Annotated in this window: 1 protein-coding gene and 1 pseudogene; both read right to left on the bottom strand. The window is 35.9% G+C overall.

The features are described 5' to 3' along the window. Window positions 1-73: 73 nt before the first annotated feature. A pseudogene (locus DWY31_RS13800) lies at window positions 74-453 on the bottom strand (DUF4825 domain-containing protein). 61 nt (window positions 454-514) lie between these two features. Then, entirely contained in the window at window positions 515-832 is a 318-nt protein-coding gene (locus DWY31_RS13795; protein WP_117606936.1) for a TfoX/Sxy family protein, read from the bottom strand. Window positions 833-933: the final 101 nt, after the last annotated feature.

The raw sequence follows: 933 nt of genomic DNA, 5'->3' as shown, positions 1-933 counted from the left end.
CAATAGATGGTAAGCTGTTTTTTTCTCTGTCCTGACACCGATTGTTCACGTATCAATTTGAAGAGCAATAACTCTACCGTTCATACGATGCAATAATTTCTTTGCTATCTGCTATTTTATAATCAAGTGTTCCCAAATTACCAATCAAATCAAATGTCATATCTGCATTAACCTGCAATTCATCTTCAAGCTTAGGGGCAGACGGCTCATCTTTTAGAAAAACTGTTAATCCATAAGGTTCTGTTTCAGACTGTATCTCTATACTGTCATATGAGTATCCTTCTGGATACTCTTGACTGCTTACAATATTTATAACATTTGAAGAATCTCCTACATAATCTGTCTTATACTGCGATAGGTCAGGAATTTCGTACAGTTTTTCTTTTTTTCGCACACCGAAATCAACATTATTGACACGGCAATTAACATAATTGCAAGTACTTTTTTCTTCATAAGCAATCTCCTCTCTTAACAGTAAGATGGCACAACCACCTGAATTCTTCAACTCCCGATTTTATGACTTCTTCTTTTTTTGTGCAGGAAGTTCATCATACATAGCGACAAACAATCTTGTCAGGAAATCTTTGTTATCAACATTATCAACCAACAACATCTCTTTTGCTCCATCATAGGGCAACTCATAAATTGCATTAGGCATAAGTGAAACAGCAGATTTTACAGGTTTTACAAGCAACCTATCGTCATATATACCGCCAACAATTTTCTCACGATAATAGATGATATACTCGCTCATCATCGCACGGTATGAAATTCCCTCTAAATCGGATAACTGTTCCAATATAAAGGTTAAATATTCTTTACTTGAAGCCATATCTTTCTCCAATCTATTCTTATTTTTCTATTGGATAAACGAGAATTGAACTAAATCGCTGCGCGATGGCCTGCGAAGGCTGTGGCGCAGTTTTCACTTTG

The organism is Dorea sp. AF24-7LB (assembly GCF_003478575.1).
Lineage (GTDB): Bacteria > Bacillota > Clostridia > Lachnospirales > Lachnospiraceae > Dorea_D > Dorea_D hominis.
The sequence above is the reverse complement of the archived record's forward strand: the minus strand, read 5'-3'. Positions and strand labels throughout refer to the sequence as shown.